Annotated in this window: 20 protein-coding genes and 4 tRNA genes; 11 read left to right on the forward strand and 13 right to left on the reverse strand. The window is 57.0% G+C overall.

What is annotated here, in order from left to right:
* From WC600_14225 to WC600_14250, 6 genes are all read right to left on the reverse strand, one after another.
* On the reverse strand, window positions 1-127 hold a 127-nt coding region (locus WC600_14225; GenBank protein MFA4903889.1), incomplete at its 3' end, for a GTP-binding protein.
* A gap of 176 nt (window positions 128-303) precedes the next feature.
* A tRNA-Thr gene (locus WC600_14230) sits at window positions 304-380 on the reverse strand.
* Between the two features lie 7 nt (window positions 381-387).
* A tRNA-Gly gene (locus WC600_14235) sits at window positions 388-463 on the reverse strand.
* A gap of 93 nt (window positions 464-556) precedes the next feature.
* Window positions 557-641, reverse strand: a tRNA-Tyr gene (locus WC600_14240).
* 21 nt (window positions 642-662) lie between these two features.
* Window positions 663-737, reverse strand: a tRNA-Thr gene (locus WC600_14245).
* 238 nt (window positions 738-975) lie between these two features.
* Window positions 976-2,907: a pentapeptide repeat-containing protein gene (locus WC600_14250; protein ID MFA4903890.1), complete on the reverse strand. Its 1,932-nt coding sequence runs from the start codon at window positions 2,905-2,907 to the stop codon at window positions 976-978.
* Window positions 2,908-3,084: 177 nt separating this feature from the next.
* Here WC600_14250 and WC600_14255 point away from each other — a divergent pair, with 177 nt between their 5' ends.
* Together WC600_14255 and WC600_14260 are read left to right on the forward strand one after the other, a co-directional pair.
* Window positions 3,085-3,315, forward strand: coding sequence for a hypothetical protein (locus WC600_14255; GenBank protein ID MFA4903891.1), 231 nt, complete (start codon window positions 3,085-3,087; stop codon window positions 3,313-3,315).
* A gap of 487 nt (window positions 3,316-3,802) precedes the next feature.
* Entirely contained in the window at window positions 3,803-4,834 is a 1,032-nt protein-coding gene (locus WC600_14260) for an alcohol dehydrogenase (GenBank protein ID MFA4903892.1), read from the forward strand.
* A gap of 47 nt (window positions 4,835-4,881) precedes the next feature.
* Here the strand turns inward: WC600_14260 and WC600_14265 are convergent, their stop codons facing one another.
* Window positions 4,882-6,033, reverse strand: a complete 1,152-nt coding sequence (locus WC600_14265) for a hypothetical protein (protein ID MFA4903893.1) — start codon at window positions 6,031-6,033, stop codon at window positions 4,882-4,884.
* Window positions 6,034-6,402: 369 nt separating this feature from the next.
* Here WC600_14265 and selA point away from each other — a divergent pair, with 369 nt between their 5' ends.
* Window positions 6,403-7,821: an L-seryl-tRNA(Sec) selenium transferase gene (gene selA / locus WC600_14270; GenBank protein ID MFA4903894.1), complete on the forward strand. Its 1,419-nt coding sequence runs from the start codon at window positions 6,403-6,405 to the stop codon at window positions 7,819-7,821.
* A gap of 563 nt (window positions 7,822-8,384) precedes the next feature.
* Here the strand turns inward: selA and WC600_14275 are convergent.
* Window positions 8,385-8,657 (reverse strand): HU family DNA-binding protein, encoded by a 273-nt coding sequence (locus WC600_14275; GenBank protein MFA4903895.1) that lies wholly within the window; start codon window positions 8,655-8,657, stop codon window positions 8,385-8,387.
* A gap of 471 nt (window positions 8,658-9,128) precedes the next feature.
* Window positions 9,129-10,229: an LPS export ABC transporter permease LptG gene (gene lptG, locus WC600_14280; GenBank protein MFA4903896.1), complete on the reverse strand. Its 1,101-nt coding sequence runs from the start codon at window positions 10,227-10,229 to the stop codon at window positions 9,129-9,131.
* A 188-nt stretch (window positions 10,230-10,417) separates the two neighbouring features.
* Between lptG and WC600_14285 the strand changes: the two genes are divergently transcribed.
* The 3 genes from WC600_14285 (at window position 10,418) to WC600_14295 (ending at window position 11,684) form a co-directional block, all read left to right on the forward strand.
* Window positions 10,418-10,963, forward strand: coding sequence for a TIM barrel protein (locus WC600_14285; GenBank protein ID MFA4903897.1), 546 nt, complete (start codon window positions 10,418-10,420; stop codon window positions 10,961-10,963).
* A complete protein-coding gene (locus WC600_14290) occupies window positions 10,917-11,270 on the forward strand; it encodes a TIM barrel protein (protein MFA4903898.1) in 354 nt (117 codons plus the stop codon). The genes WC600_14285 and WC600_14290 overlap by 47 nt, the downstream gene beginning before the upstream one ends.
* 249 nt (window positions 11,271-11,519) lie before the next feature.
* A complete protein-coding gene (locus WC600_14295; protein MFA4903899.1) occupies window positions 11,520-11,684 on the forward strand; it encodes a zinc ribbon domain-containing protein in 165 nt (54 codons plus the stop codon).
* Between the two features lie 13 nt (window positions 11,685-11,697).
* Here the strand turns inward: WC600_14295 and WC600_14300 are convergent, their stop codons facing one another.
* A complete protein-coding gene (locus WC600_14300; GenBank protein ID MFA4903900.1) occupies window positions 11,698-12,270 on the reverse strand; it encodes a hypothetical protein in 573 nt (190 codons plus the stop codon).
* A 110-nt stretch (window positions 12,271-12,380) separates the two neighbouring features.
* Entirely contained in the window at window positions 12,381-12,947 is a 567-nt protein-coding gene (locus WC600_14305) for a flavodoxin family protein (protein MFA4903901.1), read from the reverse strand.
* 327 nt (window positions 12,948-13,274) lie between these two features.
* Here WC600_14305 and WC600_14310 point away from each other — a divergent pair, with 327 nt between their 5' ends.
* From WC600_14310 to WC600_14325, 4 genes are all read left to right on the forward strand, one after another.
* Window positions 13,275-13,841, forward strand: coding sequence for a TetR/AcrR family transcriptional regulator (locus WC600_14310; GenBank protein ID MFA4903902.1), 567 nt, complete (start codon window positions 13,275-13,277; stop codon window positions 13,839-13,841).
* A 126-nt stretch (window positions 13,842-13,967) separates the two neighbouring features.
* Window positions 13,968-14,138: a hypothetical protein gene (locus WC600_14315; protein MFA4903903.1), complete on the forward strand. Its 171-nt coding sequence runs from the start codon at window positions 13,968-13,970 to the stop codon at window positions 14,136-14,138.
* A gap of 1 nt (window position 14,139) precedes the next feature.
* A complete protein-coding gene (locus WC600_14320; protein ID MFA4903904.1) occupies window positions 14,140-15,060 on the forward strand; it encodes a radical SAM protein in 921 nt (306 codons plus the stop codon).
* 76 nt (window positions 15,061-15,136) lie between these two features.
* Window positions 15,137-19,312 (forward strand): acyl-CoA dehydratase activase, encoded by a 4,176-nt coding sequence (locus tag WC600_14325; GenBank protein MFA4903905.1) that lies wholly within the window; start codon window positions 15,137-15,139, stop codon window positions 19,310-19,312.
* A 276-nt stretch (window positions 19,313-19,588) separates the two neighbouring features.
* Here the strand turns inward: WC600_14325 and WC600_14330 are convergent, their stop codons facing one another.
* Window positions 19,589-21,748 (reverse strand): bifunctional (p)ppGpp synthetase/guanosine-3',5'-bis(diphosphate) 3'-pyrophosphohydrolase, encoded by a 2,160-nt coding sequence (locus WC600_14330; GenBank protein ID MFA4903906.1) that lies wholly within the window; start codon window positions 21,746-21,748, stop codon window positions 19,589-19,591.
* A 326-nt stretch (window positions 21,749-22,074) separates the two neighbouring features.
* The gene (locus tag WC600_14335; protein MFA4903907.1) at window positions 22,075-23,790 is read right to left on the reverse strand and encodes a proline--tRNA ligase; all 1,716 of its coding nucleotides are present in this window, start codon (window positions 23,788-23,790) and stop codon (window positions 22,075-22,077) included.
* Between the two features lie 334 nt (window positions 23,791-24,124).
* Here WC600_14335 and WC600_14340 point away from each other — a divergent pair, with 334 nt between their 5' ends.
* Window positions 24,125-24,301, forward strand: a complete 177-nt coding sequence (locus WC600_14340) for a hypothetical protein (protein ID MFA4903908.1) — start codon at window positions 24,125-24,127, stop codon at window positions 24,299-24,301.
* The last annotated feature ends 333 nt before the right edge of the window (window positions 24,302-24,634 follow it).

The following is a 24,634-nucleotide window of genomic DNA, read 5'->3' on the forward strand; positions in this document are numbered from 1 at the left end:
ACGCCCATCCCTTCTTGGCCAAATGCTTGGTGATGGCCGCGGTCAAGGTCGTCTTGCCATGATCGATATGACCAATCGTTCCCACATTCACGTGCGGCTTCTTGCGCTCAAACTTCTTCTTGGCCATCTCAACTCTCCAGAATAGGATTACCCCCGCAACCGGACCGACCGGCGGCGGGGTTTTCTTTCGGTATATTCGGTATCTCTTGTAGGGGCGGACCTAATGTGCCCGCCTTCTTTTATCTTTAATAAATCTTTAAAAGACAGCCTGGACCTGCCAAAAAATTCCAGCCCCGTTAAGTATGGAGCCCACGACCGGGATCGAACCGGTGAACCTCATCCTTACCAAGGATGTGCTCTACCAACTGAGCTACGTGGGCCCGACGTTGGAGCGGGAAACGGGACTCGAACCCGCAACCCTCAGCTTGGAAGGCTGATGCTCTGGCCATTGAGCTATTCCCGCCTTTAATCAAGTGATCAGCCAGTGGCGTTCGAGAACATTAACCCTAAAACTCTTCAAACCTTCAACTTTGAACCTTGAACCTTGAACTATAACTGGTGGAGAGGGGAGGATTCGAACCTCCGTAGGCTACGCCAACGGGTTTACAGCCCGTCCCCTTTGGCCACTCGGGTACCTCTCCGAATAAAAAAAATTGCCTCACTGGAGCTGGCGATGGGACTCGAACCCGCAACCCCCTGATTACAAATCAGGCGCTCTACCGTTGAGCTACGCCAGCCTCGCGCCCAATTTATCTAGGCCAGAACTGCCCAAATTTTAACTTTAAAAGTATATGAGAGGATGGTTAGAATGTCAATATTTTTTCTAAACGTATCTCGTCTGAACACTCGCTCATCTCGCCCACTTACCCGGAAACTCTCCTACCCTGCCCTGCCCCTCATACCGCCGCCATAGGGGAACTATTAATTATACGACAATTCACCTATCGGTCAAGCCCCCGGTTAATCGTCTTCAAACTATTTTAGTTGCGAATAAATGCTGGCCAGAGCGATGGGAATCAGAATCCAACCCAGAATTTGTTGCAGATAAAAATAAAACCAGACAATAAAACGGCGGCCCTTGGAGTCCCAATGGGCTGCCAGTCCCAGTTCGATCGGTAAAAATCGGTCCAGGCTCAGGAATAATCTTAGCATCATGGCTTCAATGGATCTGGCCTTTGCAGGCATCTTGCTTGGCGTCAGATATTCGGGGTCGAAGGTGAACGCGCCCAGAATGATCAAAGCCAGACTGACGAAAAAAACTCGGAACGGCGCCCGTCCATAGCCCGCTATCTGGCCCCAAAAAAACCATTCCAGCCACCGGCGAGGATCCCACCATGACATCTTCTCCGCCAGTTCCCGATCATGCATCCGGATAAAAACTTCCTTCGCCCAGGAGTCTCGACCGATATTTTTAAAGAAAGTCTCCATTTGCATATAGCTTTGACTATTGAAGGGGCTGGCTTCCACAAAGCTTTTAATAGCTTCGAAATCCTTTGGTTGATAATCAATATTATTGGGCTTATCAATGCTGATGCCGGTATAAGTGAGATTACCTAAATATACTTGCCGGAAATTCTTTTTCTTATCAATTTCGGGCCACGTGACCCTCTCGAAATCTATAGTCTGGAAAACGCTATCACGAAAGTCAGCCAGTGTGGTTAGGTCGACACCACGGAAACTTGCCGGGCCCTTTACCTCCATGTGGCTGGCGTCCAGATCATCGATTTTGGCATTGCAGATTTTGAGATCACGCTGTACCAGCGTGCCTTTTAGGTTTAGTTTGGGAATATAAATATTTTTTTCCGAGCCTTCTTTGCCATCTATTGACCTGCCATTAATTTCCAAGTCATAGAAATTTCCATAAGACATATCGACATTGCAATGGATTCTGGCCTCGTCGAAAAAGGTTTGAAGTGCAACCTTCATTTTATGAAAACTTACTTTCTGCCCTTCATTGTGAAATTCAGCCTTGGTAGCCCGGAAGTTTCCGCCAATTTCTGCGAACTCAAAAAGCACCGGCCCATGAAATTTGGCTTCCCGCAAAAACAGGGTATTCCCCACTTTCATGCCTCTGAAATCCGCCGGTTCCTGCGGGTTAAGAAACTCCAGGCCATTGCCGCTAAATTGAAAGCCAATCTGCGCTACCACAAAATTTACCGGTCCATGAAATTTAGCTCCTTTAAAGATGGCATTCAGATTCACTTTTAAGCTGTTAAAGTAAGCTGTTTCCCGGTCATGAAAAAACTCCGTGTTATTGGCATAAAGTTCTCTGCCAATCTGGGCCAGTCCAAAATTTGCCGGCCCATGGAACTTCGCCGAGATAAAATAGGCGTTGGCGCCCACGGACATGGCATAAAAATCGGCAGGGCCTTTTTCATCCCGAAACTGTGCCCCTTCGCCATGGAAATGTTCATTAATTTTGGCGTCGCGCCACACGCTCTCCCGCTCAAATATGGTTTGTTCGCAAATAACATCGCCGTCAAATTTCGTCGCTTTAAAATTGGCGCTCCCTAAAAAATGCGAGCCTCTAAAAGAGAGGTCTTTTTTGAAATGACTTTTCTGGAAGCTTACCGGGTCCTTAAAAACGCAGTGTGACAGACAAATTTGCTGTTCTATTTCAGCATATTCCACCGTTATGGGGCCATCTATGCTGGCATTGGCAATCTGCACCCCATGCCAGGAAATCGATGAATTTTTAAACCCGCCGGTGACCAATTTCTTGAGGAAGCCGGCACTGAGCCGGCATTGCTGCGGGTCACCAAACCGCTTTCTGAGGTCGGCCTCTTCCCCGTGCTCAACCTGGCTCAGAACCCACTTTTCTTGCTGCGTAAGACGATCCGTTCCGGCGTTAGCCGCATAACTAATAATCTGAGTCTGGACCGACAAAAAGGGCCAGAGCAGGAACAAAATTCCCAATATCCTAAAAATCCGCATATTGTTATGGCCAGACAATCTTTTCATGGGGACCCAAACAGACACGATACGCCACCCGTCAGATAAATTTTCTTAAGATTATAATTTACTTGACATTATTATAAAAACATTTATTTTCAATCTATTCTCTAAGGATTGAGGAGTATTGACATGAAAAAATTGGCTCTGTTCATTATCCTGATCGTCTGTGCCATTAGTTTTTCGGTGCCAACCTGGAGTAAAAACGGCAAGGAGGATGGAGATCCCCCCGTGGTAAAGACCAATAAGGCCGACCAAGTGATCTCCAGGAAAGATGGAGACCCGCCCGTGGTGAAAACCAGCAAGGGTCTTAAAACTACTCAAGATATTTACGATGGCGACCCACCCGCCCCGCCCAAGTGATTGGATTATAAGCAACAATTAGTCCGCGGGCGAAGCTGGTGAACGACTGCAAGGGTGGAGTCTCTGACTTCGCCCTTTTCTCTTTTCGTGCCCGCATAACCAGCTGAACTGTATTTGACCCAGGAGTCCTTCCGGCCCACGGCCATCCGGCCGATGCGTTAATCTTGCCCCCTGTCCGCAACCCTTGAGTCTCAAGCGCGGATCCTTATGTCATTACGCTTCATCTTTCCCTCTTTATCCTTTTCGCCTTTTTACCTAAATTTCTTTAGCCTTTTTCTCGTATCTTTTTAGCGAATCTCCCCCTCCGCCCCCCTTCTGGTCACCCTTGTTGAGGCCTGGGCGGCTCGCCTCAGTTGTTCCAGGCCCAGGTTCAGTGAACTTCTGCTTCCTTGACCTCTCTCCGAAGATGGTTAACTTCCCATACAGGCGAACTTAATTCCCATTCAAAAAGTGTGCTCCCTCATATCATACCTTGTTTGGAGGAACCATGGCGAAAATGCGTGCTGTCCAGGTCCCACACCCCAACGGCCCCCTTGAACTCGTTGAACGGGACCTGCCCGAGCCCTCACCCGGGTCGGTGCGGATCAAGGTCCAGGCCTGCGGCATCTGCCACTCCGACGCGATGACCAAAGAGGGGACCTTTCCGGGGATCAGCTATCCCCGGGTCCCAGGCCATGAAGTCGCGGGTATCATCGATGCCGTGGGTCCCGGCGTCCTCGGCTGGGAAGCCGGGCAGCGAGTCGGGGTCGGCTGGCATGGCGGGCACTGCGGCTACTGCGATTCTTGCCGCCGGGGTGACTTCTGGGCCTGCCTAAATACCCCCCTGGTCCCCGGCGTCTCCTACGATGGCGGTTATGCCGACTACATGGTTGCCCCCGCGGGAGCCCTCGCCCTGATCCCCTCTGAGCTAACACCTGTGGAGGCCGGACCTCTCATGTGCGCCGGTATCACCACATTCAATGCCCTGCGCCACAGCGGCGCCCGGCCCGGCGATGTCGTGGCGGTCCTGGGGATTGGCGGGCTCGGCCACCTCGGCGTGCAATTCGCCGCCAAAATGGGTTTCAAGACCATTGCCATCGCCCGCGGCCAGGACAAGGAGCCTTTGGCCAGGCAACTTGGCGCCTGGCGGTATATTGATAGCCAGTCCCAGGATGTCGCGGCGGAATTGGGCAAATTGGGCGGAGCCAAAGTTATTCTGGCCACCGTCACTAGCAGCAAGGCCATGGCTGCCACCGTTGGCGGTTTAGGCGTCAACGGCAAGCTGCTGATCCTTGGTGCGTCCAGCGACCCGCTTGAGGTGTCTCCCCTGGCGCTTCTCATGCGGCGCCAGAGCATCGCGGGGTGGTTCTCCGGGACGTCCATCGATTCTCAGGACACCATGGCTTTCAGCGTGTTAACGGGAGTCCGCTCCATGAGTGAGGTGTACCCGTTAGAGCGCGCCGCCGAGGCTTATGAGCGCATGATGAGCGGCAAGGCCAGGTTTCGCGTGGTCCTGACCACCGAACCTCAGACCCCTTAACCCGACGGCGGCAAGGCGATAATCGGAGAGAAGTTTCTTTGCGTTTCTTACAGCGTCGCCCTCTGTTCGGGGGTAAAAGGCGGCTCCAGGAGGTCCGGCACTTCCTGATAGCAGCGAAACAGATCGATGATAAAGTGCAGCCGCTCAGGAAGATCGGCCCAATCGCTGGCGCCGGTGTCCCGCAGGCTGTCGGGGGTCGGGTCGAGTCGGGCCAACAGAGCCTGCAGCTCAGGGTTGGCGATCTTCTCCAACGATGGCGGGAATTGGGCACTGAGGTCTCGGCCCAACCGCAGGCGCACCCCATGGGGCAAAGTGAGGGTCATCAGATGCTCGCTAATAATCCGGCGTACCTGTTGACGGACCGCGGCTAAAAGGATCTCGCCGGATTGCATCAACGGCGTCAGTCGATCGAATAGCCGTCTGAGGAAGCTTCCAACTAATGCGGCCAGCCCGCCGCGATCGGAGAAGACTGTTTGCAGGAGGCGATCCAAAAATTCTCGGGGATCCACCAGGGACGCGTCAAGGGCGGCGGCAATTTCCGGCTGCAAACGCGTCTGCTCATGGAAGCCGATGTCGATGTTGGCCAGCAGCAAGAGTTCGGCCCGCCTTTTAGGATCGCTCTCAAAGAAAGACCGGTAGTAGCTTCGAAAAGCCTGTTTCAAGCAGCCCTGGCCGTCAGGGGGGTCGCCGGAGCGCAAAGGGGCGCAAAAGCCTTCGATCGTCTGGTCTTCGAATGTCTGGTCTGCCAGGCACATTTCCTCGAAGCGGGCGAATTCCCGGCCGATTTCCGCAAAAACCTTGAGATTGCCTCGGGCCACGGCCTCGCTGGCCCGGTTAAGGGCCGCGGCGGGATGCACCGCGTCCCAGACCAGGGCCTGGAGTTCCAGGGTTGGACGCCTTGCCCCGAGCTGCTTAAGGGCTCCGGCGACCTTATCCACCGCGGCGCTGACTTCTTGTACCTGAGGCAAACCGACCTTTACTGCCTGACTTAAGTCCTCCTGGAGGATGGTCTGCCCGGCCTGCTTCGAGGCCCAGGTGGCGAAAGTGCACCAGTTGGCGCTGGGGCCGGTGCGCGCTGCCAGGGTGGCCGATAACTCATGGTAGCACTGGGTGATGTGCAGGTTGCGCAGGACGGGATCGCTCTGAGCAGCGATACTCTCTACCTCGGGGACGGTGACGATGGCTGCCGGAGGCGTCATGGAATATCTCCCCAGGAAAATCAATTTTAATTTAAGGATAGTTTAATTAATTACAAGGTCCGACTACATTTCCCGCCATCTTTCTCATCTTCTCTGGCCTCCCCCTTCGCATCCCCTTCCTCTCAGTTCAGGTTTCCAGCTTGTGTGACCATATTTTGTGCAGCCCCACCAGCCCTGTTTTTACGGTTGCTTGGCCTTATGGCTGATACTTTGCATAGCTTAGAGGAATTCGGCGACTTTTCTTATAAACAACACCGGTTTTAAACGGCCCGCCGGCGACCTTAATTTTGCTTTCCACCGGCAGCACCGGCTCCCTTTCATTGACAGAGCCTCCCCAGGGTGGCATATTTCTTAACCAAGGAGCACCTTATGGACCCGAAATGCGCCGCTCTTTTACGCCAACTGCCCCAGGTGGACGACCTGCTGCGCCACCCTGAACTGGCCGCCGCGGTGGCCGCCCTGCCCCGGGCCCTGGCCGCCGCGGTGGTCCGCCGGGTCCTGGCGGACCAGCGGCACCTGATTAGTAGCACTCCCCCGGACGCCTTGCCGGCGGACCTCAATGGCACCCGCCTGCTCCAAGAACTTAAAGCCTCCCTGGCCGCCGCGGCCACACCCGCCCTGCGCCGGGTGATCAACGCCACCGGGGTGATTATCCATACCAACCTGGGCCGCTCGCCCCTGGGGGAGGCCTGTCTGGAGCAGTTGCTGGAAGTGGCCTGCCGCTACAACACCTTGGAATACGACCTGGCCCGGGGCGCCCGGGGGTCCCGCCAGGATCACCTGGAAGGCCTCCTCCAGGAACTGACCGGCGCCGAGGGCGTCCTGGTGGTCAACAATTGTGCCGCCGCGGTGCTCCTGGCCCTCAACACCCTGGCCACGGGCAAAGAGGTGATCATCTCCCGGGGCCAACTGGTGGAGATCGGCGGCTCCTTCCGCATGCCCGAGATCATGGCTGCCAGCGGCGCCATCCTTCGGGAGGTTGGCACCACCAATAAAACGCACCTCAGGGATTTCGAGAACGCCATTACCTCGGAAACCGCCATGCTCCTCAAAGTCCATCCCAGCAACTTCCGCATCATGGGCTTCACCCACGAAGTGCCCTTGGCCGAGATGGTGACCTTGGGCCGCCGCTATGACTTGCTGGTGGTTGAAGACCTGGGCAGCGGCTGTTTGGTGGATTTGAGCAAATACGGATTGGAGAAGGAACCCACGGTGCAGGAGACCCTAAAAACCGGGGCCGACCTGGTGCTGTTTTCCGGCGACAAGCTCTTGGGCGGCCCCCAGGCCGGCCTGGCTTTGGGCAACCGGGAAGTGGTGGAAACCTTGCGAACCAACCCCCTGACCCGGGCCCTGCGTCCCGACAAAATGACCCTGGCCGCGCTGGAAGCCACGCTGCGCCTCTACTTGGAGGAGCCCCAGGCCGTGGCGGGCATTCCCACATTGCGCATGTTGACCCGGCCGGTCGCGGAACTCCACCACCAGGCCCAGTCCTTGACCAGGAAGATGAAACGCCGTTTCGGGGAAAGCCTCCAGGTGCGCGTGGTCGAGAGCGTTGGGCGGGCCGGGGGCGGGACTCTGCCCCATACTCCCCTCCCCAGCCGAGCCTTGGCCCTTGCCGTTGCCTCCCTGTCCGCTCAAGACCTGGAACTCCGCCTGCGCCGGGCCAGCACGCCGGTCATCGCCCGGGTGGAACACGGGCTGGTGCTGCTGGACCTGCGCACCTTGCTGCCGGGGGATCAGGAGACCATCTTGGCCGTCCTTAAAGAGGTGCTGTCTGAATATACGTAATGACTTAAAAAATTACACATAAGTGCTCTCTGCGTTCTCTGCGCCTTTGCGGTGAAAAAAAATAATTAGCCGCAGAGACGCAGAGGGCGCAGAGATCAATATGTCAAAGTATTTATGACGCTATTGTATAATAAGAAGAGCAAGGGCGGGAACCGGTGTGGTCCCGCCCTTTTCATATTTTCTAATGCATAGTTAAACGGTGATGGGTTCTGGGGGATATTAATTTCTGGATGGGTCACCAGCCACGGGGCCGTAAGGTGGTTCACCTCGCTCTGAAACCTCTAATTACTGAACTTTGTCCGAGGCGGCCATTCCCTTGCCGGCTGACCCAGCCTTCCGGTAACATCTTCATTGCTTTTAAGGATACCTCGACTACCGGAATCGGCTCTGCCCGACGCACCCAAATCGCCTGAGCCTGTCGCGATACCCGAAACTTTGGACCCTGTGCTTTGTTGACGCCATTCCCACTTCCGGGCTCCTGCGGGGGGAGCCGACGGAGATCCGGTTTTCTTGTGCCCAGGCAGGCCTGGGACAAAGGTGGGCGCGGCTCTAACTTTGCCGGTCTACTTCACTGAATCTTTGAGTTGTTTTCCCGGCTTAAATTTTACCACTTTGGTGGCAGGAATCTTGATGGGGCTACCAGTCTGAGGATTCCGGCCTTCCCGGGCCTTGCGCTCCGTTACCATGAACGTGCCGAAACCTGCCAAAGCCAAGCGGCCCTGGGCTTTAAGAGCCTCTGAAACAATCCTGATCAGGCTGTTGATGGCTTTTTCCGCATCCACCTTCCTTACCTGAGCCTCTGCAGCCACTTGTGCGATCAATTCTGCCTTGGTCATAATTGCTCTCCCTTTCTCCTGAGTTGCGGTTGGCTAACTAATTCCTAACGACACGCCTGGAATTCGGAAAAATGGGTTACCCCGACGCCCATCCCCCCCTTTAAGTTGTTTATCTTCCCCTGATGGGGGGGTTGCGATTTATTACCAAAACCCCGCTCCATATGAGGTTGCAGATTCCCTTTGATAGCACAAAATCCCGGAGGTTGACAATAAAAAATGTGAAAAAATCCCTGGTTTATTATTACATTTCTCAAAAGTTTCCCTTTCCGACAAAAACTGTAATGTGCCCACTGTTCCTACGGATTAGCCCTATAATTATATAACTATCTTATATATATATACTTATTCATAATTACCAGTAATACTGGGGGGGCCTGGCCTCATGCTTTCAGCCCAAGTTGCGCCGGCAATAATAATCAGCCTTTCAATAACCGGGTGGAGAAAAAAGGGCGGGGCGCGTCGAGGTGCGAGCTATCTGGTTACCTGGCGCAACAAGATGAAGTCCAGGGCCCCGAAAGCAAGGTGGGGAGTGATGACGGCCAATAGAGGGGGCAGGGTGCCCGCCTGGCCGAATGAGGCGCAGAAGCCGAAAAATAGCCAGTATCCGAACATAAGCCCCAGACCCCCGGCCACCATGGAGGTAATGTGCGTCTGCTCATGGCGTAAGGCCAGCCCCAGACCCAAAATTACCAGGATCAGCGGCGTCACCGACAGGGAAAACCGGCTGTACAAGTCTACCAGGTAAGGAGTTGATTTATAGCCATCCCTCTCCAGGCGATTTACATAACGATAGAGCTCATACACATCCATTTCGGTGACTTTCTTTTCGAGTTCGGCAAAGTCCTTGGGCTGTTCCGTAAGCGCCAGGTCCCGTTCCTGAAACTTCTCTCCGGTGACCGTGCCGGTGGCGTCAAAATTTTGAACATAACCCTGGTAGAACCGCCAATGGTCGCCCTGCCATCTGGCCCGGGCCGCCGCCACGACCTGCACCAGGTGAAATTGGCGGTCGAAGAGATAAATTTTTACCCCTTCCATGGTCTCGGTATCTTTCCGGAACATGACAATGTTATAAATGGCCTGATCGCCCTTGTACCAGAAGTGTTCCATGGTGATCAGGTTGCGGGGCGGCTTCTTGTCCACTTGGGTCTGCCAAAAGAGGTTGAGTTGGCTCTGACTCCAAGGTATCAGATAGAGATTCAAGGCCAGCAGAAGGAGCGCCACGGCGCCGGAGTAGATCAGGGTCGGCCTGACCAAAGCGAGGATGTTCACGCCCGAGGTCCTGATTGCCATGGTTTCGTGGGACCGGGACATGAGACCGAAGGTAAGCATGACGCCCAGCAATACCGCGGCGGGGAGCACCTGGCCGATGGCAAAAGGCAGCTTGAGCACGAAGTAGGCCAGGAGTTCACTCGCTCCTAATTGGGCCCGGACCAGACGGTCGATCTTTTCGAAGAAGTCTACGATGATGAACAGTGACACGAAGGTCAACAAGCTCAAAGCCGTGAGCTTGAGGAATTCCCGGGCCACATAATTTTCCAGGATGGGAGAGCGGAACAACACGGGAGAATTCATCTATCCTATATACCAGAAATAGGGGAAAAAGGGGAAAGGGGTAAAAGGGAATGCAAAAAGCAGGGGACCGGTTCTGTTAATGGATTTTGGACAGGGGGCGCGTCTTTTCCAACCACAGGGCCTTGAAAACGGGAAGGCTTTTCCCTTTTCGCCTCTTCCCCTTTTCCCCTTTTCCCCCCAAGTTATTTATGCGCTTAGGCTTCCATCTTTCCATCGCCGGATCTATGCGGCGGGCAGTTTCCCAGGCCCAAGTCCTGGGCTGCCAGGCCCTCCAGATCTTTATCCAGAACCCCCGGGGGTGGAAATGGCGCGTGGTGGCTCCTCAGGAGATTATAGATTTTACGCGGGCCCGGCGGCTGGCCGGGTTGGGGCCGCTGGTAGTGCATCTCGGCTACCTGCCCAACCTGGCAACGCGCGACCCGGCGCTCTATGCCCTATCCACCGAGCGTCTTGTCCGGGAATTGGCCCTGGCCCGGGATTTGGCGGCCGATTATCTGGTGGTGCATCCCGGCCACGGCCCTTTGGGCGAGACCAGCTTCCACCGGGTGGCCCAAGCCCTGGCCCAGGCGGTGTCTCAGGTGCCGCCGCCGCCTCTGGTGCTCCTGGAAAATACTGCCGGTCAGGGCCCAGGAACTGGGCTGGCGCTTTCAGCACCTGGACCGGATCATCACCATAAGCGGCGTGCCATTGGGCCTGTGCCTGGACACGGCCCACGCCTGGGGCGCAGGTTATGACCTGGCCAATCCCCACGGCGTCGCCCGGCTGCTGGCGGATATCGCGGCGGGGCCGGGACTTAAGGCGCTGAAGATCATGCATCTCAATGACTCCCGAGCCCCCTGCAATGCCCATAGGGACCGCCACTGGCACCTGGGCCGGGGGGCCATCGGGCTCACGGGGCTGCGTCACTTTCTGGCCCACCCCTGGCTCAAACCCGAGGCCGCCATCATGGAGACGCCCAAGCAGCACCAGGGCCACGAATGGGTCAACCTTCTGGTGGCCCGGAGTTTGGTTCCCGGGATGCTGCTGCTTGAAGCTGGCTAAACCTGACATCGAGTTGCGTCACAGAGTTATTTGCCGTAATTCCTTATAGTTCCCCCCTTTGTCAAAGGGGGGTTAGGGGGGATTTGGATTTTTAGAGCATTCCCCCTTACGGAACCTACGGAAAAAAACTTTTGGCACTTGATAGAAGGAACGATATTTTGCTCCCGGCTCTTGACCACTCTTGCCAACGTCCCCTGAACCTCTTATTATTATTTAGGATATAGTTTTCCTGCGCGAAGGAGAATCGTCATGCCCACGTATGAATACGTCTGCGCTAAGTGCGGGGAACAGTTTATGCGCATCATGAGCCTCAAGGAATTCGAGGCCGGCAAGATCACCTGCCCCAAATGCAACTCCGGCGAAGTGAAGCAGCAGATGAGCTCGTTTACTTGCCAGACTTCCCGGAAAAGTTAAAAAACTAATCGGCCTATTCCGGCGAATCCCCGAACATCAGGCGCTGGGGCATATTCACCAGGCTAGCCTGGTCGCCCCGGTAAGTGATAATCAAGACCCGGTCGAACACCTCCTCCGGCCACCTGGGCGGCTCCGGCCGGACTCCCAGGGCCGCGGCCAACCGGGAAATATACTCAAAATCCCAACAGATGAGCACGGTTTTTTTCTGGTACCTGGGGTTGGTAAGGACCTCCTGGGCCAAAGGGCCATACTCCCATTTGGCAAAGTGGGCATCGGTGAGGACGCGCAAACGTTTGGACAGGGGATCGAGGGTCTCCAAGGAAAAATGACTGAGGTCTCCCGGGATAATTTTGGTGGCAAACAGGGCCGCGGGCAGGCCTTGGTAAACTAACTCCGGAGTTTGGGTAAAAAAGGGCACTAAGGCCATGGCCCGTTCCTGGCCCTTCAGGGACAGATTGACCGCACTCTTCTCCCGAGGCTTTTCGGCATGGCGGATGATGAGCACCTGGGCCGGTTGGGCCAGGGCCACCGCGGCTAACCCCAGGATAATCAGTCCCAACAGCCCCCACAGGACATATCGCTTCATAGCGCTTCTCCTGACTGGAATGCTTCGAGCCCCCTCAAACTTCTTCCGAATTCTCCGGTTAGGGGGAGGAAACCAGGCCGGCCGCTTAAGCCCCCTCCCCACTATCTTCCCTAGGCCAATTTCTTCAGCAGCCAGGCCATATTGTCCGCCAGGTCGGTGATGGTCTTGAGACCCTCCGCGTCTGCGGCCGCGTCCCCGGGGTTGAGGCCATAGGCAATAGGCCAGTAGCTAGACCCCGGCGTAAACATGCCCGTGATGCAGAACCAAAGCTGCAACTGGGCATAGGTGAAGTTGACCCCGGCCCGTCTGGCCACCACAATGGGGCTCCCAACTTTCCGGGCAAAGGGGTTGTCTCCCATGCGAGCTACAAAGCCGGCGCGGTCCAAGAGGGCCATGAGGTTGGGGGTGGCCGAGCCGAAATAGACCGGGGAGCCCACAATGAGCCCGTCTGCCGCGGCCATGGCCTCATAGATGGGCATAAACCCGTCTTCCTGGGCGCAACGGTTTTTGTCTTTGGCGCATTTCATACAGGCCCGGCACGGCGAGATCTGCTTGTCATGCAACGACAGATATTCGACTCCGATGCCATGCCCTTCCAACACCTTCAGCGCCTCTTGGAGCAATAGCCGAGTATTCCCCTGAGGGCGCGGCGAACCGGATATGGCCAGCACTTTCATGGCTTCTGCCTCCTAAGTGATTCTCACAGCATATCCCAGGCCTCTCATGATAAGCATGATAAGGAAAAAGTGTTCTCTATCCTGCCTCTCTTAATTTGGTTTCTGAGACGGATTGGCAACCGGATAAACCTTTTAATATCTTTACCCCCACCTTACCACGAGAAAATTAAGGCGAAGTGAAAAAAATACTTGCCCAAGGAGAAACGGCAGGATATCTTGTGAGTGAACAATCACTCGCTTAAGAGGAAATCAAAGAGGTTGCTTTGAATGAAGGCGATCCTAGTCAGAATGCATCTCATTTAATGACCCTTATTGAATAATGAATAAATGCGACCCAAAGAAAAGACCAGAGAACTGATCGCCCGCGCCGCCCTGCGCCTCTTTGTGGACAAGGGCATTGACGGCACCACCATCCGGGATATCGCCGGCGCCGCCGGGATTGCCGAGGGCACCCTTTACCGGCACTATTCCGGCAAAGACGCCCTGGCCTGGGACCTGTTCAGTCAAAACTATACCGCCTTTGCCCTGGAACTTGAACGCCTTCAGGCAAGTCAGCCCACCATGCGGGCCAAGGTGGACGCCATGGTCCGGCAATTTTGCACCTTTTTCGACCAGGACCCCGTCCTGTTCACCTACCTCCTTTTGGCGCAGCACGGGCACTTGCAGAAGGTGACCTCCGAGATGCCCAACCCGGTGGAGGTGTTGCGGGGAGTCCTGGCCGCCGGGATGGCCGGAGGGGAGATTCCCATGGGGGACTCCAATGTGGCTGCGGCCATGGTCCTGGGGATCGTTTTGCAGATCGCAGTCTTTAAAATTTACCAGCGCCTCACCCAGAGCCTTACCAGTCTGGCGGATGTCATGCTGGCGGCCTGCTGGCGGGTTTTGTCCGGGTAACCTTCTGAACAGGAAACCTTTACCCTTGAACCTTGCGGTTCCAAACAACCCACGGCGGCATCATCCCCTTGATTTTTCCTCATTCTTAAGGTACTTTTTATAAACTATATTTGTTATGAGGTATCCATGTCCGAAGACGTAAAAGCCAGGATCAAAGCGGCGGCCTCTGATGGCAAGATTGCCTGCGCCGCGGCCTTCCGTTTGGCCGATGAATTAGGCCTCTCCCGGAAGGACCTGGGGCAGTTGCTCAACGAGCTCAAGATTAAAATCATCCAGTGCCAATTGGGTTGTTTTTGATATGGCCCACCTGTTCGGTCCGGTTCCGTCTCGCCGTCTGGGACGGTCTTTAGGGGTCGATCTCATCCCCCCCAAGACCTGTCCTTATGACTGTATTTATTGCGAGGTGGGGGCTACCACCCATCAGACCGGCAAGCGTTTCTCTTATCAAGCTGAGACCATCATCAGTGAGTTGGAGGATTACCTTGAGGATTTGCCTCAACCGCCTGATATAATCACCCTGGCGGGCTCCGGCGAACCCACCCTGAACTTGGGATTGGGCCGCATCATTCGCGTCATCAAAGAGATGAGCCAAATTCCCGTGGCCGTACTGACCAACGGCGCCCTGCTCTATCTGCCCGAGGTGCGCCACGAGTTAGCCGCCGCGGATATCGTCCTCCCCTCCCTGGACTCAGCCTGCGAGGAGACCTACCGGCTTATTAACCGGCCGTTACCGGGGCTTTCCCTGGAGTCGCTCCTTGAAGGCCTGACGTCCTTCCGCCAGGGGTACCGGGGCCGGATCTGGCTGGAAGTCATGCTGCTAAAAGGCCTCAACGATACCGACGAGGAACTGTCCCTGCTGCGCCGGACCTTAACGGAAATCGCGCCGGATAAGATTCAACTCAACACCGCGGTGCGTCCGGTGGTAGAGTCAGCCGCGCGGCCTTTAAATAAGACCGAGATGGCAGCCGCCGCCGCTTTCCTAAAAGGGCCGGTGGAGGTCATCGCCTCCTTCAACCGGGCGGCTAGTGCGGAACTGCCCTGCCAGGATGAAGACTTGGTGGAAATGCTCTCCCGGCGTCCCATGACCGCGGCGGATATCGCCAAGGCCTTGGGTCAGCCTTTGGTACAGGTAGTGGCCCGCCTGAAATGCCTTAAGGACTCGGGCCGTATTTCCTATGACCGTTATCATGACCAGGAATTTTTTCGACATCTAACTTAAACGACTTTCTCTCATGCCGTCCAGGCATTGATGAATTTCTTGAACCGAGCTGTCCGCAATTCGGGGGATACGAATTATGCACGGCAAATTCGATGTGGGGCTGGATATCGGCTCTGTGAGCGTCAATCTGGTGATCATGAATCCGGAAGGCGCGGTGGTCAAGGATGAATACCGCCGCCATCTGGGAGCGCCATCTCGCACCGCTTTAAATCTTCTGGAAAATCTCGGCCCGGAGTTTCCCCTGGAGCAGTGCCGCTTGGCGGCCTGCACCGGCATGGGCGGCAAACGCCTGGCCGATCTCCTGGGCTGCCAGTTTGTCAATGAAGTCATCGCCCAAGGCCGGGGCACCCACCACTTTGCTCCGCAGGCCCGCACCATCATCGACATGGGGGGCGAAGACGCCAAGATAATCATGGTGAATGAGCAAGACGGCCATTTGTTTATCGAGGATTTCGCCATGAACACCATGTGCGCCGCAGGCACCGGCTCCTTTCTGGACCAGCAGGCGCACCGCTTGGGCTACACCATCGAGCAGTTCAGCGAGTTGGCCTTGAAGTCCACCACCCCGCCCCGCGTGGCCGGGCGCTGCAGCGTCTTTGCCAAGACCGACATGATCCACCTTCAGCAGGGGGCTACCCCGGATTTTGAGATCATCGCCGGGCTCTGCCAGGCCATGGCCCGCAACCTCAAGAGCAACATCGCCAAGGGCAAAAATTTTGCTCCACCGATTGCCTTTCAGGGTGGCGTAGCCCACAACCTGGGCGTGCGCCAGGCCTTCCGCCAGGTATTCGGCTTAGACGATGCCGGCCTCATCATCCCGCCGCACTTCTGTTCGCTGGGGGCCGTGGGCGCGGTGCTGGTGGCTCGGGAGAACCTGCCCGCGGCTTTCCACCTGGACCTGAACCCCCTACGTGAACATCTCCTCAAAGACGATGATCAATCCCGGCGCCTGCCGCCTCTGGAACCGCCTGAGCTTTTAGGCCCGGAGGCCTACCAGATAATCGACCTGCCTGCGGATGGCTCGGTGGTGGAAGCCTATCTGGGCATCGACGTGGGCTCCATCAGCACCAACGTGGTGGTCATCGACTCCGAGATGCGGGTCTTAGCCCGGGAGTACCTCATGACCGCGGGCCGGCCGCTTGAGGCCATCACCGAGGGGCTGCGCCGGGTAGGCGCTAACATCGGCGGCCGGATTAAGATCATGGGTGCGGCCACCACCGGTTCGGGCCGCTACCTCACCGGCGACTTCATCGGGGCCGACGTGGTGCGCAATGAAATCACCGCCCAGGCCACTGCCGCCGCGGCCATCGACCCCACCGTGGACACCATCTTCGAGATCGGCGGCCAGGACTCCAAGTTCATCAGTTTAAGCCACGGCGCCATCGTGGACTTCATGATGAACAAGGTCTGCGCCGCGGGCACCGGGTCTTACCTCGAAGAGCAGGCCGAAAAGCTGGGAATTTCCATCAAAGGCGAATTCGGCGACCTGGCCCTGGCCGGCAAAACCCCGGTGCGCATGGGCGAGCGCTGCACCGTGTTCATGGAATCCGACCTGGTGCATCACCAGCAGCGGGGCGCGGCCAAGGAAGACCTGGTGGCCGGGCTGTCCTACTCCATTGTCCAGAATTATCTCAATAAAGTGGCGGAAGACCGGCCCATCGGCAACAACATCTTTTACCAGGGGGCCACTGCCGCCAACCGGGGCATTGTCGCGGCCTTCCAGCAAGTCTGCGGCAAAAAGATCACTGTGCCGCCCCACCACGACGTCACCGGCGCCATCGGCGCGGCGCTTTTAGCCATGCGGGAACGCGACTGGACCGAGTCCAAATTCAAGGGCTTCGACCTGGCCGACCGCACCTATGAGATTACTTCCTTTGAATGTAACGGCTGCCCCAATAGCTGCGAAATTCGCCAGGTCAAGATCGAAGGCGAAAAGCCCCTGTTCTACGGCAGCCGCTGCGAAAAATACGAAGTGGGCAAAGCCGAAAAACAGGTTGATCTGGTCGACCTGCTCCTGGAGCGGGAAAACCTGCTGTACGGCGAAGAGCCCCCCAAAGAAGGCCCCCGGGGTCCCATCGGCATCCCCCGGACCATGTTCTTCCAGGAACTCATGCCCTTCTTCCGGGCCTTCTTCGAAGACCTGGGCTTCACCGTGGTCTACTCGCCCAAGACCAACAAGAAGGTGATCAACCAGGGAGTGGAAGCCCTGGCCGCGGAACCCTGCTACCCGGTTAAGGTGGCCCACGGCCATATCCTGGACCTGCTCAAGGCCGGGGTCAAGCGCATCTTCCTGCCCAGCATCATCGACCTGCCGCACCCTCACCCCGAAATCGGCAGCGGCGTGGTCTGTCCCATGGCCCAATCCCTGACCTATACCGTGCCCACCGCCATTGAGTTCGCCGAGTTTGGGGCCAAGCTGTTGTCCCCGGTGCTCTACTTCGGACGCGGCCCCCGCCGCCTGCGTCAGGGTTTGCGGGATTTGGGCAAGGAACTGGGAATCAGCGGCTTTAAGGTGAACCGGGCCATGCTCAAGGCCCAGGCGGCCCAGCAGACCTATTATGACCGCCTCAGCGCCCGGGGCCGGGAGATCCTGGCTTCCCTGCCGCCCGATGGCCTGCTCATGGTCCTCATCGGCCGGCCCTACAATGCCCTGGACCCCGGCATGAACCTCAACCTGCACCGCAAACTGCGGCAGTTGGGGGTGCTGGCCCTGCCCATGGACTTTTTGCCCGTGGATCAGGTGGACCACCTGGATGAAATCAAGCCCATGTACTGGCGCTTCGGCCAAAAGATCCTGGGCGTGGCCGAACTCATCCGCCAGGATCCCCGGCTCTACGGCATCTATATCACCAACTTCGGCTGCGGCCCGGACTCCTTTATTCAGCACTTTTTCCGGGACCAGATGCGGGGCAAACCCTACCTGGAGATCGAGATCGACGAGCACTCCTCCGACGTAGGGGCCATCACCCGCCTGGAAGCCTTCCTGGACAGCCTGAAGAACGTCACGGTTGAACCGGCGCCAACCCGGGTGTCGCCCTACCGTTACCGGGTCACGGGTAATCTCAAGCGCAAGATTTTTCTCCCCCCCATGACCGACCAGGCCTTGGCCCTGGTGGCGGCGTTCCAGGCCTGCGGCGGCGAGGCCGAGGCCCTGCCGCCCTCGGACGAAGAGACCCTGGAACTGGGCCGCCGTCTAACCAGCGGCAAGGAATGTTACCCCCTGATTCTCACGACCGGGGACCTGGCCAAACTGACACAGCGCCCGGACTTCGAACCGGACAAAAGCGCCTTTTTCATGCCCGCAGCCGACGGCCCCTGCCGTTTCGGCCAGTACCACCGCTTCCACCGCATGGTGCTGGATGATCTGGGCTATCCCCAGATGCCGGTCTACTCCCCGGATCAGAACGAAAACATGTATAAGGAAGTAGGCCTGGTGGGCAGCGATTTCTCCCGGGTGGCCTGGAACGGTATGGTGGCCATCGATCTCTTGGAGAAAAAGCTCCGGGAGACCCGGCCCTATGAATGCGTCCCCGGCGAGGCAGACCGGGTCTATGAGCACTATCTCGACCGGGTCTTTCAGGCCCTGCGGACCCGGGGCGACGTACCCGGAGCCCTTAAGGAGGCCCGGCGGGTTTTCGACGACGTCTCGGTGAGCATCAACGGCGGCAAGCCGGTGGTCGGGGTGGTTGGCGAAATCTACACCCGGGCCAACAAGTTTTCCAATGAAAACGCGGTGCGGGAGATCGAGTCCCTGGGAGGCGAGGTCTGGATGCCGCCCATCGGCGAGTGGCTCCTCTACGTCACCCACTCCTCCAAGCATGATGCCTGGGTCAACCGGCACTTCCGCGAACTCCTCACGGTCTGCATAGAAGAGCGGGTCCAGAAAAAGGACGAACATCGCCTGGAACAAATCTTTCACGGCAGCATCAAAAACCTGACGGAACCCACCATCCCCGAGACCCTGGAGATGGCCAAAGATTATCTCCATCCGTCGTTTGAAGGCGAAGCCATCTTGAGCATCGGCAAGTCCCACGACTTCGTGAACAAGGGCGCCTGCGGCCTGGTGAACATCATGCCCTTCACCTGCATGCCGGGCACCGTGGTCAACTCCCTGTTCAAACTCTTTAGGGAGCGCCACGACAACATCCCCTTCCTCAACCTGGCTTACGACGGCCAGGAGCAGACCCACACCCGAACCCGACTGGAGGCCTTCATGTACCAGGTGCGCCAGTTCAAGTCCCGGAAAGGGTAGGGAAAAATCCAGGGCGGGCACTGCCCGCCGTATAAAAAGGATACCTTTTGTAGGGGCGGACCTGCGTGTCCGCCCCTGGTTTGCATACTTAATTCCTCGTTCCCAAGCTCCAGCTTGGGAACGTTATTACGTCCTCGTTCCCAAGTTGTACTTGGGAACGTCATTTTCCGCCCAAGCTCCGCTTGGGCACCTTACTCTAAGGGCAACCCGGCCTCATAGCAGGTCTTTTCACCTGTCTTTTCTGATCACTGATCACTGATAACTGATAACTGTCTTTCACCCCGCCATCCTTCTGACTGAAATCACTTCTTTGAGACGCTTGAGCGCGCCGAAAACCTTTTCCAGGTGCACCTGGTCCGCCACCTGAATGGTGAACCGGGCAATGCCTTTATTTTCCGCGGTGGTCTCCACCGACGCCTTGGTGACATTGACGTCGGCCGCCTTCATGGCGCTGGTGATATCAGCCAGGAGTCCCGGCTTATCAACCGTAACAACTTGAATTTTAACGGGATAGAGCTTCTTGGAATTGCCGCCCCCGTCCCATTCCGCCGGGATGTGCCGGAAGGTCTCAGTACTGGCCAGGTAGGGACAGTCGGCCCGATGGATGGTCACCCCTTGCCCCCGGGTGATGTACCCCATGATAGCGTCTCCGGGGATGGGCTGGCAACAGTTGGCCAGCCGCATCATGAGATCGTCCAGATCCTTGATCTTCAGCCCCGCGGGTTCTTCCTTGCCCCGCCGCGCCGGCGCCTCGGCGACCACCTCCTCTTCCGCCGCGGGCGCGGCCAACCGGCCCAGCCGGTTGGTCACCTGCCCCGGAGAGACCTTACCATGGCCGATGGCGGCTAAAAGATCATCCACCCCCACGAAGGAAAATTCCTGGACCACCTTTTTCAGGTCATCCCCATCCTTGATCAGCTTCTGGAGGCTGGTGCCGGCCTTCCGCAGTTCCCGTTCCAGCAGCTCCTTGCCCAGGGTGATGGACTGCTCCCGTTCCGCCACCTTAAGATACTGCCGGATCTTGTGGCGGGCCTTGGTGGTCTTGACGAACTGCAGCCAATCCCGGCTGGGGTGGTGGTGGGGTGAGGTAATGATTTCCGCCGTGTCCCCGTTCACGAGTTCGGTGCGCAAAGGCACCATGCGGCCGTTCACCTTGGCGCCGGAGCAGCGGTCGCCCACCTGGGAATGGATGGCATAGGCGAAATCCACCGGGGTGGCGCCCCGGGGTAGTTCCTTGACTTCGCCGGTGGGGGTAAAGACGTAAACCTCATCCGGGTAAAGCTCCAGGCGCACTCCCTCCAGAAGTTCCCGGGGATTCTTCAAATCCTTCTGGAGGTCCACCATCTGTTTGAGCCAGGTGAAGCGCTGGGCCTCTTCTTTGTGGAAAGCCCGCCGCTCCTTATAGCTCCAGTGGGCCGCAATCCCTTCTTCAGCCACCCGGTGCATCTCCCGGGTGCGAATCTGGATTTCCAGGCGTTCGCCGCCCTGGCCGATCACCGTGGTGTGGATGGACTGGTACATGTTGGCCTTGGGCATGCCGATATAGTCTTTGAGCCGCCCCGGCACCGGCCGGAAGATGGCATGAATGACTCCCAGGGTTTCGTAGCAGTCATGGACTGACTCCACCACGATGCGGAAGGCCAGAAGATCATAGAGTTCATCCAGGGTGATTTGTTGCGCCTGGAGCTTGCGGTAGATGCTATAGAAATTTTTAACCCGGCCGCTCACCTCGCCCTTAATGTGGTGCTCCGCCATTTTATCCTTGAGGAACTGGCACATCTCCTGGTTGTATTTCTCTAAGACGCCCTTCTTGCGGAAGAGCCCTTCCTGGATCTGCTGATAAGCTTCCGGCTCCAGATAAAAAAAAGACAGATCTTCCAGGTCAGCCTTGAGGCGGAACATGCCCAGACGGCCGGCCAGAGGGGCGTAGATCTCCAGGGTCTCCCGGGCGATGCGCTTTTGCTTGGCGGGCTCCATGAACCCTAAGGTCCGCATGTTGTGCAACCGGTCGGCCAGCTTCACCAGCAGGACCCGGATGTCGTGGGACATGGACAGGATCATCTTGCGGATATATTCCGCCTGCTGGGTCTGCTTATCGCCAAAGACCAACTGGCCGATCTTGGTGACCCCGTTGACGACATCCGCGACTTCTTCACCGAAGTAGTCTTCCAGATCATCCAGGCTGGCCGCGGAGTCCTCCACGGTGTCGTGCAGCAGGCCGGAGGAGACGGTAACGGGCCCCATGCCCATCTTGGCCAAAAGATAGGCCACTTCCAGGGGATGACTCAGATACGGCTCACCGGATAGGCGCAATTGTCCCTCATGGGCCTTGGCCGAGAAGATATAGGCCTTCTCGATCAGGTCGGTATCCGACTCGGGGTGATTCTTGTGCACCTCCTCCACGATGTCCTGGAGGCGGATGATCCGGTTAGTCATGCAACTCCTGAGCCCTCTCGTAGGGCGGGCGTCCCGCCCGCCATTGGCCGCATTTTTACGCCCTCGTTCCCAAGCTCCAGCTTTACACCCTCACCCTCTCGTTCCCAAGTTGCACTTGGGAACGCCATTCTCCGCCCAAGCTCTACTTGGGCACCACTCGTAGGGGCGGGGTCTCCCCGCCCCTGCTCCGTTAAATCTAACCGCCCAGCTCCTGAATCCGCTTCTCCAAATAACCCGGCAGCTCGTTACACCTCGTTCCCAAGTTGTACTTGGGAACGTCATATCCCGCCCAAGCTCTGCTTGGGCACCACTTCTCCTCCGGCTGTTTAACCCCCCAGCTCGTTAATCCGCTTCTCCAAATAACCCGCCAACTCATTCAAGGCGATTAATTGCATCTCATTGGAACCCCTTTCCTTGACCTCGGCCTGGCCTTTGTCCATGGTCTTGGGCCCCACCACCACCCTCAGGGGAATCCCCAGCAAATCACAGTCCTTGAACTTCACCCCCGGGCGCTCATCCCGGTCGTCCAGCAACACTTCAATGCCGGCTTCTTCCAGTTGCTTATGCAACGCCAGGACGTATTCCCGGACTGCGCTATTTTTAAAAAAATCGATGGGGACCAAATCCACCTGAAACGGGGCCAGGGCCATGGGGAAGATGATGCCGTTATCGTCGTGGCCCTGCTCGATGGCCGCGGCCACGATCCGACTCACCCCGATGCCGTAGCAGCCCATGTAAATGTAGTGCTCCTGGCCGTCCTGGTCCAGGAAGGTGGCCTTTAGAGACTTGGAGTATTTCAGGCCCAACTTGAAGATATGGCCCACTTCGATACCCTTAAGAAGCGTCAGCGCCCCCCGGCAGCGGGGGCAGGGGTCCTGGTCCGTAATCGACCGCAAATCCGCCGCCTCGGTGATCTTGAAGTCCCGGCCCGGATGGACGTTTAAGAGGTGGTAGCTATCCCGGTTGGCCCCGGTGATCATGGCGCTCATTTGGGCCACCGCCTGGTCGGCGTAGATGGGCAGCTTGAGCTGCACCGGGCCGGCAAAACCCACCTCGGCCCCGGTCAGTTCCTGGACCTTAATAATCCCCGCCAGGATTAAATCGGTCACCCCCAGGAGGTTTTTTACCTTGACTTCATTGACTTCATGGTCGCCCCGGATCAGGACCGCCACCGCCCCGTTTTCTGTCTCATAAATCAGGGTCTTGACGATCTCGGAGGGCGTCACCTTGAGAAACGCCGCCACTTCCTCCACGGTGCGCACCTTGGGGGTATGCACCAATTCCGGCTCGTCGCCCACCGGCGGTCCAACCTCACCCGCCTCCAGGGCCACTTCCGCCTTCTCCAGGTTGGCGGCGTAAGCGCATTGCGTACAGGAGGCTATAAAGTCTTCGCCGGTGTCGGCCAGGACCATGAATTCATGGGAAAAACTGCCGCCGATGGGGCCGGAGTCGGCTTCCACCACCTTGAAGTTAAGCCCGCAGCGGCTAAAGATGCGGTTGTAGGCCTCGTACATCCGCTGGTAGCAGGCTTCGGCCCCGGCTTCGTCCACGTCGAAACTGTAGGCGTCCTTCATGATAAACTCCCGCCCCCGGATCAGTCCGAAGCGGGGCCGGATTTCGTCGCGAAACTTCACCTGGATCTGGTAAAGATTAAGCGGCAGTTGCCGGTAGGAGTGGACTTCTTTGCGCACCAGGTCGGTAATGATCTCTTCGTGGGTGGGACCGAAGCAATAATCCCGCTCATGGCGGTCCATAAAGCGCAGCAATTCCTTGCCGTAGACGTCCCAGCGCCCGGATTCCTGCCACAACTCTGAGGGCTGCACCGCGGGCAAAAGCACCTCCTGAGCCCCGGCCCGGTTCATCTCCTCCCGGACGATGCGCTCCACTTTGCGGAGCACGCGCAAGCCCAGGGGCAAATAATTATAAATCCCCGAGGCCAGTTTGCGGATCATCCCGGCCCGAAGCAGCAGCCGGTGTGAGACCGCTTCAGCCTCGGCCGGATTTTCTTTTAAAGTCGGTATCAGCGTGCGGGAAAAGAGCATAGTCACCCCAAGTAAACATATTTTATCATATTAATCTTACGATACTTACTAAGTTTCCCACAACCCAATTTCCTACAGCAGTCAGTGATCAGGAGGTCGCGGTCATCTCAGTCAGTCATGATCCTGGGGCTCATCCGTAAGTCATGAAAAGATTTGGTGGCACAGGCTTTCCAGCCTGTGCCGGTACGCCGTTTCTCGTTCCCAAGCTCCAGCTTGGGAAACGTCACTCTTGGCCCAAGCTCTGCTTGGGCACCACTCCCTCTCTCCCCCTTAAGGGAAGCTGAGGGTGAGGGCTGAGTAAGGAAAAACCCTTGGCAAGGAAGGAAAACCTGACGTGGAAAAACTCTATCTGATCCCTTCGGTCGGATTAAGTTACCGGGTAATCGAAGCCTTGTGCCGCTTTGGCGGCTTTTCTCTGCAACTTCTCGAAAACCAAGCGGGCCTCTGGCAGCACAAAGGCCTCTGGCAGCGGCAAACCGGCGGCTTCCAGCCGGAAGTAAGCGGTCCATGATGGCCCCCAGGCGAGGTTAAACGACATAAAGCGTAGCAAGTTCCATCTGTTGCGGTTAATCGTTTCGGAATTATCCGGTACATGGAACAAAAAAGGGCAGAAAGAGGGTTTCACAAGGGTGCTAAGCCTCTAAAAAGGACCCTAAAACACGAAAAAAATGGAAAAAAAGAGGTCAGTAATGCCTGGTTTAGGACTTATCAGGAGGCCCTGGAGTCCTTCCGGTTATCGGGAACAGCGGGGATGTATTGACTTAACCTATTGATGATAGAGATGAAATTAAGGTCTTGCGAAATATTCGGACCACGGCCGCCGCAAAATGGAGGGCGGCACTGC

This window comes from Desulfobaccales bacterium (assembly GCA_041648175.1).
Lineage (GTDB): Bacteria > Desulfobacterota > Desulfobaccia > Desulfobaccales > 0-14-0-80-60-11 > 0-14-0-80-60-11.

What these genes read in the sequence shown, in the direction of transcription:
- lptG (MFA4903896.1), bottom strand. Translation starts at nt 10,229, where the DNA reads ATGAATTCTCCCGTGTTGTTCCGCTCTCCCATCCTGGAAAATTATGTG.
- WC600_14310 (MFA4903902.1), top strand. Translation starts at nt 13,275, where the DNA reads ATGCGACCCAAAGAAAAGACCAGAGAACTGATCGCCCGCGCCGCCCTG.
- WC600_14300 (MFA4903900.1), bottom strand. Translation starts at nt 12,270, where the DNA reads ATGAAGCGATATGTCCTGTGGGGGCTGTTGGGACTGATTATCCTGGGG.
- WC600_14315 (MFA4903903.1), top strand. Translation starts at nt 13,968, where the DNA reads ATGTCCGAAGACGTAAAAGCCAGGATCAAAGCGGCGGCCTCTGATGGC.
- WC600_14325 (MFA4903905.1), top strand. Translation starts at nt 15,137, where the DNA reads ATGCACGGCAAATTCGATGTGGGGCTGGATATCGGCTCTGTGAGCGTC.
- WC600_14285 (MFA4903897.1), top strand. Translation starts at nt 10,418, where the DNA reads ATGCGCTTAGGCTTCCATCTTTCCATCGCCGGATCTATGCGGCGGGCA.
- WC600_14255 (MFA4903891.1), top strand. Translation starts at nt 3,085, where the DNA reads ATGAAAAAATTGGCTCTGTTCATTATCCTGATCGTCTGTGCCATTAGT.
- WC600_14260 (MFA4903892.1), top strand. Translation starts at nt 3,803, where the DNA reads ATGGCGAAAATGCGTGCTGTCCAGGTCCCACACCCCAACGGCCCCCTT.
- WC600_14305 (MFA4903901.1), bottom strand. Translation starts at nt 12,947, where the DNA reads ATGAAAGTGCTGGCCATATCCGGTTCGCCGCGCCCTCAGGGGAATACT.
- WC600_14265 (MFA4903893.1), bottom strand. Translation starts at nt 6,033, where the DNA reads ATGACGCCTCCGGCAGCCATCGTCACCGTCCCCGAGGTAGAGAGTATC.
- WC600_14320 (MFA4903904.1), top strand. Translation starts at nt 14,140, where the DNA reads ATGGCCCACCTGTTCGGTCCGGTTCCGTCTCGCCGTCTGGGACGGTCT.
- WC600_14275 (MFA4903895.1), bottom strand. Translation starts at nt 8,657, where the DNA reads ATGACCAAGGCAGAATTGATCGCACAAGTGGCTGCAGAGGCTCAGGTA.
- WC600_14335 (MFA4903907.1), bottom strand. Translation starts at nt 23,790, where the DNA reads ATGCTCTTTTCCCGCACGCTGATACCGACTTTAAAAGAAAATCCGGCC.
- WC600_14330 (MFA4903906.1), bottom strand. Translation starts at nt 21,748, where the DNA reads ATGACTAACCGGATCATCCGCCTCCAGGACATCGTGGAGGAGGTGCAC.
- WC600_14295 (MFA4903899.1), top strand. Translation starts at nt 11,520, where the DNA reads ATGCCCACGTATGAATACGTCTGCGCTAAGTGCGGGGAACAGTTTATG.
- selA (MFA4903894.1), top strand. Translation starts at nt 6,403, where the DNA reads ATGGACCCGAAATGCGCCGCTCTTTTACGCCAACTGCCCCAGGTGGAC.